A 7,319-nucleotide genomic window follows, 5' to 3' on the forward strand; every position below is an offset into this window, starting at 1 on the left:
ACTGTCATCTTTCTGGACTTCCAATCCTCTTTCCAATATCCCAACGGACTGATTTTTACTATTCCAAACAAAACCGGTCTATTTCATCCTTATTCCTTGATTATTAACGAAATTAACAAGATTTCATTACCTGCGAAGTAACGGAATACTTAGTAACAAAACAAGTATGCGAAAGGGGTTCAAAATGAGAGATTATTCACTTTTTATTTTTTTAAATTTATAAATTTAAAGTTTTCAATTATGAACAAAAAGTTTCTAAGTGTAATCCTGTTCAGCGCCTTAATGGTTGGCACTGCAGGAACGTTCACTTCTTGTAAGGACTATGATGATGACATCGAAAACCTGGACAAGAAGACCAGTGACTTGAACACACAGCTTACGACTTTGCAATCTGCTTTGGATGCCGCTAAGTCTGATATCGCTGCTGCCAAGTCTGCTGCTGATGCTGCCAAAGAAGCTGCTGCCACTGCAAAAGCAGAAGCTATACAGGCTGCGGTTGACAAGGTTAATGAGATGTTGAAAGATGCTCCAAGCCAAGAGGCATTAGATGCATTAAAGACTCAAATTTCTGCCATCGAAACAAATTTGGCTACAATTTCAGGTACAGTAGATGCTAATGCAGCTGCCATTGCTCAGTTAAAGATTCAAATGGTTGCTGTTGAAAAGTACAAAGAGCTAATCGATGCTAATGCTGAAGAAATTGACAAAATCAATGTTGCAATTACAGCTATCAACAAAGCAATGGAAGACGTGGCAACTACAGCTGATGTAAAAGCCATAGATGACAAAGTTACCGCTATTGCTGCCCAAATTAGCAGTATCAATGATGGTTTAGTAACTCTGCTTACTAAAGAATTAAGAAGTTTAGTATTCTATCCCGAGCTGTATGTAGGCGGTATTGAGGCTACTGAATATGAAGCGATGCGCTATACGTATAAGAAAACTTCTACTACTACTGAAATAGAGTTTAATGACGAGCACTCGCCGGCCGTAAAATGTGTAATTACAGAACCTGTGGCAAATTGGAACTATGTAGATGACAAAAAAGATGTATTTGCTCCGATTGATACAGTTAAGTATCACATGAATCCTTCAAGTGCATTGATTGATAAGTTGGCTGATCTTAGCTTTGTCTCAAGAGAAACAGAATACATTACACGTGCAAATGACTCCAAGTTGAAATTTAAGGTTGAAAACATGGAGCAAAAGAAAGACGGATTTATCAGTGTAGGATATTCTCTTGATAAGACTGTTATCTATGACAAGAAATACGATAACGCTGAAAAGGGAGAAGCTTCTATTTTTGCTCTGTCCGCCAATGTAAAGAAGGCTGACAAAGACACTACCATTACTTCTGATTACGCAATGGCGTACATTTCTGAGGTAACTCCTATGGCTATTGCTTACAAGAGCAATGACCTTGTTGATGGTCGTGTCAATACTGCCGTTGAATGTTCTACAGCTAATAACCCTGATGAATTATGGACTAGCGTAAAAGATGCAATCACACATGCTCCAACTTTGCAAGTGGCATACGATGAGTCCATTGACTTAAAAAAGGTATTGGCCACCCATTATGATTGGAACACTGAAACAAAGAATAAAGGTACACATAAAATTTGGCCTTACGGTGCAGAAGCCAAATTCGGTTTGAAGTATGACTTTGCTTTAATTCAGTATAAGACCGGTAATAATGTGACTTCTGACAGCAAATATGTACAACAAGACATTACAAGTGGTGTCATCACTCCTTCTATCGTAAATGAAAAGGGTGAAACATTGAATCAACAAGGAATCTCTTCTGTAGGAAAACGCCCGTTGATCCGTGTTCGCGTACTTGATAATCAAGACCGTGTTGTTTTGGTTGGTTACATCAAATTGCAAATCATCAAAGAAGCCGGTTATAAGATTACGGACGAATTCCCGAAAGACGCTAAATTCGGATGCGACGGAGTTAAGCTGGATTTGACTTGGGCTGAAATCTCTTATCAGTTGCTTGAGAATACCGCTACTCAATCCAAAGACGAATTTGATGCTCTCTACAAATTTACTCAGAATAATTCTGTTGGTACACAATTTGAATTGACAAGCAGTAACGAATGGAAGGCTATCACAGATGCCAAGAAGATTTACGGAGAAGTTGAGGAAGTTGCAGATCCTCACGGAACTACCAATACAATTTTGCGTTGGACTCTGTCAATAAGTGATATGCAACGTATTTATCAAGAAAGCGATTCTCACTCAAAGACTATCTACGTAAGATATGAAAGTAAGCAGGGCGAAACAGCAAATGCTCCGATTTACATGCCATTGAAGGCCACTGTTCTGAAGCCGGTAGGTGCTGTTAAGACCAAGATTGCTGAATACTGGTACGAAAATGGTACAACTACTCGTTTGAATGTGGCTTATCCGAAGGATGGCGGTAACACATTGCAGTATGTAGTTGAACTTGATCAGGTATGGGAAGTAGTAGGTGATGCCAACAAACCTCAATTTGGTCCGACTGCAGGTTTTGCTTCTTATACAGATGCTATATTTGCTAAACAAGCTGTCAATAGTGCAGCCGGTGGTTACAAGTACTTCTTTGCAGCTACTAACGACGAGTACGAATTACCTGCAACTGGAACATTAGCTAAACCTGGTTATTTCTTGTATGTTGATAATACAAAGGCGACAGATATCTTCGCAAAACAATATGATGCAAGCTATGACAATACATTGGAATATGCATTAAAATCAGATCAGGGTGTCTATACGAATACAAAACTGTATGCAGGAAAGACCCGTGCAGCCAAAGTAGAAATTGCAGAAATTAATCAAGCAACAGGTAAGATTACATACAAGCAGAATTCTACATCTGAATTCTTGTTGAACTATTATGGTCACTCCAATGCACAGTTGGTTGCACAAATCGGTGTTGTACCTTATACTCCGTGTGCTATAGCAATGGCTACGCAGAACAGTGTATATCCTGCCAAGTTCTTGCGTCCTATTGATGCCAACCCGGTAGAAGACGGTGAGTTTACTGATGCCGAGGCAAATGGTTCTAAATTGAATATCGCAGACTTGTTCCACTTCTCCGACTGGCGTGATAAGAAGTTTGTTGACTTTGATGCTGATCCGGTGGACTACTCAAACGCTTGGTTGTTTGCATATTATAATGTAAAACAAGTTAAGGTGCTGATTGATAAGATCACTACTGATATGAACGGTCACGATATCAACAACAAGTTGTTGTCTCAGGTGTCAACAAAAGTTAAGTTCTCTCAATTGAATCCATCTGGCGTAGATGTGACTGGTACTGGTGTAACTGTTAGTTTCGCTGCTTACAACAAGCAATCTGCTGGTACGGAAGCAACTTACGATGCTATCAAGGCAGCTATGGGACAAATCAAGTATGAGAACAACGGTAACAACGTAGGTACTTTCAAGGTACGTATTCCGGTTGAGTTCACTTACGATTGGGGCGTTATCCAGAAAGTGTGGGTAGACTGTGTGGTTAAAAACACTATCGGCAACAATTAATGATGTAAATAGTTACATTATACTATACTAATGAAAGAGGAGTGTGTTCATAAGGGCATGCTCCTCTCTTTATAAATAGGAATACAATGAAAAAAAGAGTAATAAATCTCACGCTATTTATTGCGACTGTTCTTATCGGTATGAATTCATGTACCAATAGAAAAGCGAGTGTAACAGAAGACGTTTATAATATTAGTTCCCAAGATACGGCTGTTGTCTTGAAATTAGCTTCTTCGTGTATGGACGCTCTGCAAGAAGGCAGAACAGAAGCCGCATTGGAAATGATGTATGTTACACGGAATGATACTCTGATGCCAATCAGTAACGAACAGAAAGTGAACATGGCAAGACGATTCAAGCTTTTCCCTGTATTGGATTATACTCTGGAAAGCTTCGGTTTTTCTCAGTACACCGGAAATGAAGTGAAATTCAGGGTGAAATTTGCTGAAGAAGATGCAGCGGACAATAAGCCTGCTGCTTATACCAGCCTCAGATTCTGTCCGGTGAAGTATAACGCAGACTGGTATCTGACCATCGAATCCGAATAAACGAGGTAGCAATTAATAGGTTGGAGGATGTTTCTGAATAAACATCCTCCTTTCCATAGAATTACTATTGCATGTTTTCTATCAGCCGTTCTTTAACAGCTTTATAGCCTTCAATAGGGTCAAAAGGCTCATCTGGACGAAGAAGCAATTGAGTATCACCCAGAAAATCCGGATCAACCATCTTTTCTTCCATATTAGCAACGAATTGTTTGTATGTGGGAGGTTGCTGAACTGCAAAACTCATGTAGCGATGATAGCAGCGCATGAGTTCGTTTACATCAACTTCTGCTTTTGTCAATGCTACATATAAGTCAAATAAGTCACGCCCTTTTTTACGTTGGTATAATGCTCTCAGTTTCGTGCCCAGAAGTTCATTAAGCCGATAGGTTGTAATCTCACATTCTCCCGTGAACCAACTATTCTCAACTATAAAAGGAATCTTTACCAATCCCAGCTCATTGAAGTGCTCAAAGCAATTAATTTCAATCTTCAATCTTATCTGGATTGTTGGCGGAAACTCTGATTCCATTCTGAACAGCATTGTATTATTATAGCGTTTCTGTTTAGTAACACGATTCGGTAAAAAGTCCAATACTTCTCCTAATCTGAACATAATGGGCTTGATTGGTCCCGGATTTATTTGTACTAAATCAATGTCTTCACTATAGCGTGGCTGTGGAGAAAGATAAAGTTTGTGTAATGCCGTTCCTCCACGAAAGGCTAACTGTGAAGAAAGGAATTCATCACTAAAAATGGCAACCAATGCACGTGAGATGATTAAATCCTGCTCGATTTGCGCATTATCATTCCACGGCACCTGCTTACTCCATTGTATGATAGAGGCTCTGTTAATCATATGTCATCAACTTCTATATTTGTATTTATTTTTATCTTCCAGCGCGTATTCTTCTCCTGGACATCAGCACTATGGCGCGTGCTGAGGAATACGTATTTGAACGTTCTGGTGTATTTGCATAACAAATCATATAAATCATTGGCTCGTTGTTCTTCTTGCAGCACTACATCTAAAATGAATCCAAGCCGCTGAATTGCCGCTAAAGAGGTGTATGCAAACAAAGATTCTGAAATCTTCGAAAAGTCTATCAATTCCGACAATTCTTCCAGTATGGTTGCCGCACGTGACAAGCCACCAATATGTTGTTCATATTGTACAAGATCTACAGCCGTCAGCTCTGCATTCGAATAGTATATGGTACCCGTTTCTGAATTTCTTGTTAGAAGAAACTCAGAAGGCATTTTGTTTCTATAATTCCACACCAACAGATTATTCTTTGTAGGAGATACTGAGGACTTAGGCAAGATTGTTGTGACAGAAAACCTCTGTGGACGTTGATGAGCTGAACCGAGAAGCTCTGCTGCATTGAGAAGACTTATATAATAGGGCTTATCCAAATAAGACATCAGTTGGTCAATGTAGTATATAGGAGGAATAATACCTTTTGCCGCATATTGGGGGGGCATAATTACATAGAACCCTCGATATACAGGTACTATGATTTTTTGCGTAGAAAGGCGGAACAAATCATTTTTGATAGATTGTTCTGTTATATTGGGGAAAAATCGTCTTACAGTACTAAAGGAAAATGTAGGTGTTCCCCCAATTTCTAATTCTCTTATCCATTCTCGAATTGACATATCCGTCCTTTTTGGTGCAAAAGTAATCAAAAAACGATTATCTTTGCACTATTTCGGGACAAAATTTAGAATCATGCCAAACAAATTAAATCTCATTAGTTTCAAGTACAAGTTCCAATAAAAGTAATAGGTTGATTTTATTCTAATTTGCTACACTCATAATTTACTTTATCATATCCAACTGTTATTATAAAATATTTAGTCCGATATAACAAAAGTATTCAATGGGAGAGCATTCTTTTTTTTATTTCTCCTCTCAATTGTATATAATTGCAAGATAAATCTTTTATAAATTATTTCGAAATGAGAAAGAATGAAATTACCTTACAGGAGATGTTCTCGACAATCGTTGAAGAACTTCGGGAAAGCGGGAGATGGGGAACGGCACACATCTACCAGGCCTCCTCAAATGCGTTCTCCGCATTCACCAACTACCAGGCGCTGCCTCTGCGGAAGTTAAGCCCTACGGTACTCAAACGCTTCGAAAACCACCTGCGACACAGGAACTGCAGCTGGAATACGGTATCTACTTACATTAAGACAATCCGCTCCACCTACAACAGGGCTGTGGATATGAAGTGCGTACGCTATACTCCCCGGCTCTTCGAACATGTATATACGGGTACACGGGCCGATAGGAAGAAGGCTTTGGAAACATCGGATATCAGCTATCTGGTACGCGAAACGGAAATGGGGATGCAGGAAAAGGCATTTCCCAATAACCTGCAGAAAACCAGGATATTCTTTGTACTCATGTTCATGCTGCGAGGCATTCCGTTCGTCGATTTGGCCTATCTGCACAAGAGGGATTTGCAAGGCAATACACTATCGTACCGCCGCCGAAAAACGGGACGCGCCTTGACAGTGGCGCTTACCCCCGAAGCCATGCAGATGATACGTCTGATGGCCAGCAGGAATCAGGATTCGCCTTATCTATTTCCCATACTGCACAGCGAGGAAGGCACCGAAGCGGCATACCGGGAATACCAGTCGGCACTCAGGGGATTCAACCAGCGGCTGGCTGTACTGCGGCAGTGTCTGGGCATGAAGTCGGCACTGAGTACCTATGCGGCAAGACATACCTGGGCCACAATGGCTTATCATTGTGAAATTCATCCGGGTATCATTTCGGAAGCCATGGGGCACTCCTCCATCACGGTGACAGAAACCTATCTGAAGCCTTTCAGCAACAGAAAGATTGACGAGGCCAACCAGAGGGTAATTTCTTTTGTAAGAAGCGGAGCGTGTACAGTATAAAAGACGTTACTTCTTTTGATAGGATAGAATAGATTTGTTGCGCATTTTCTAGAGTCTTCAAAATGAGTTTTGAGGAACGGAATGGTGTTGTCTTTACCGAGCTCCCATCGGTGCTATCAATGGACTGTCATTCAACCTTTTGAACTGAAAAATACATACTTTCATTTTTTGAAAGCCTCATTTCATCCCTTTCCCACTGTCATCTTTCTGGACTTCCAATCCTCTTTCCAATATCCTAACGGGCTGATTTTTACTATTCTGAACAAAATCAGCCTATTCCCTCCTTATTCCCTGATTATTAATGGAATTAACAAGATTTCATTACCTGCGAAG

5 protein-coding genes are annotated in these 7,319 nt (G+C 40.1%); 3 read left to right on the forward strand and 2 right to left on the reverse strand.

Translation table 11 applies throughout. From position 1 onward, the window contains the following. The first annotated feature begins 240 nt into the window (after positions 1-240). Positions 241-3,525 (forward strand): hypothetical protein, encoded by a 3,285-nt coding sequence (locus DW096_RS18870; RefSeq protein ID WP_117963732.1) that lies wholly within the window; start codon positions 241-243, stop codon positions 3,523-3,525. A gap of 239 nt (positions 3,526-3,764) precedes the next feature. Next, positions 3,765-4,073, forward strand: a complete 309-nt coding sequence (locus DW096_RS18875; RefSeq protein ID WP_225982686.1) for a hypothetical protein — start codon at positions 3,765-3,767, stop codon at positions 4,071-4,073. A gap of 64 nt (positions 4,074-4,137) precedes the next feature. Here the strand turns inward: DW096_RS18875 and DW096_RS18880 are convergent, their stop codons facing one another. Together DW096_RS18880 and DW096_RS18885 are read right to left on the reverse strand one after the other, a co-directional pair. Continuing rightward, a complete protein-coding gene (locus tag DW096_RS18880; protein ID WP_005833587.1) occupies positions 4,138-4,929 on the reverse strand; it encodes a nucleotidyl transferase AbiEii/AbiGii toxin family protein in 792 nt (263 codons plus the stop codon). Further along, positions 4,926-5,729 (reverse strand): type IV toxin-antitoxin system AbiEi family antitoxin, encoded by an 804-nt coding sequence (locus DW096_RS18885; protein WP_061412092.1) that lies wholly within the window; start codon positions 5,727-5,729, stop codon positions 4,926-4,928. Before DW096_RS18885 ends, DW096_RS18880 begins: the two co-directional genes overlap by 4 nt. A gap of 303 nt (positions 5,730-6,032) precedes the next feature. On the opposite strand from DW096_RS18885, the gene DW096_RS18890 reads away from it, so the two are divergent. Continuing rightward, positions 6,033-6,986, forward strand: a complete 954-nt coding sequence (locus tag DW096_RS18890) for a site-specific integrase (RefSeq protein WP_118930948.1) — start codon at positions 6,033-6,035, stop codon at positions 6,984-6,986. Positions 6,987-7,319: the final 333 nt, after the last annotated feature.

The sequence above is a fragment of the Bacteroides sp. AM07-18 genome (assembly GCF_003602695.1).
Taxonomy (GTDB): Bacteria; Bacteroidota; Bacteroidia; order Bacteroidales; family Bacteroidaceae; genus Bacteroides; species Bacteroides uniformis.

Coding starts and splice junctions, on each gene's coding strand:
- DW096_RS18880 (WP_005833587.1), bottom strand. CDS start 4,929: ATGATTAACAGAGCCTCTATCATACAATGGAGTAAGCAGGTGCCGTGG.
- DW096_RS18885 (WP_061412092.1), bottom strand. CDS start 5,729: ATGTCAATTCGAGAATGGATAAGAGAATTAGAAATTGGGGGAACACCT.
- DW096_RS18890 (WP_118930948.1), top strand. CDS start 6,033: ATGAGAAAGAATGAAATTACCTTACAGGAGATGTTCTCGACAATCGTT.
- DW096_RS18870 (WP_117963732.1), top strand. CDS start 241: ATGAACAAAAAGTTTCTAAGTGTAATCCTGTTCAGCGCCTTAATGGTT.
- DW096_RS18875 (WP_225982686.1), top strand. CDS start 3,765: ATGGACGCTCTGCAAGAAGGCAGAACAGAAGCCGCATTGGAAATGATG.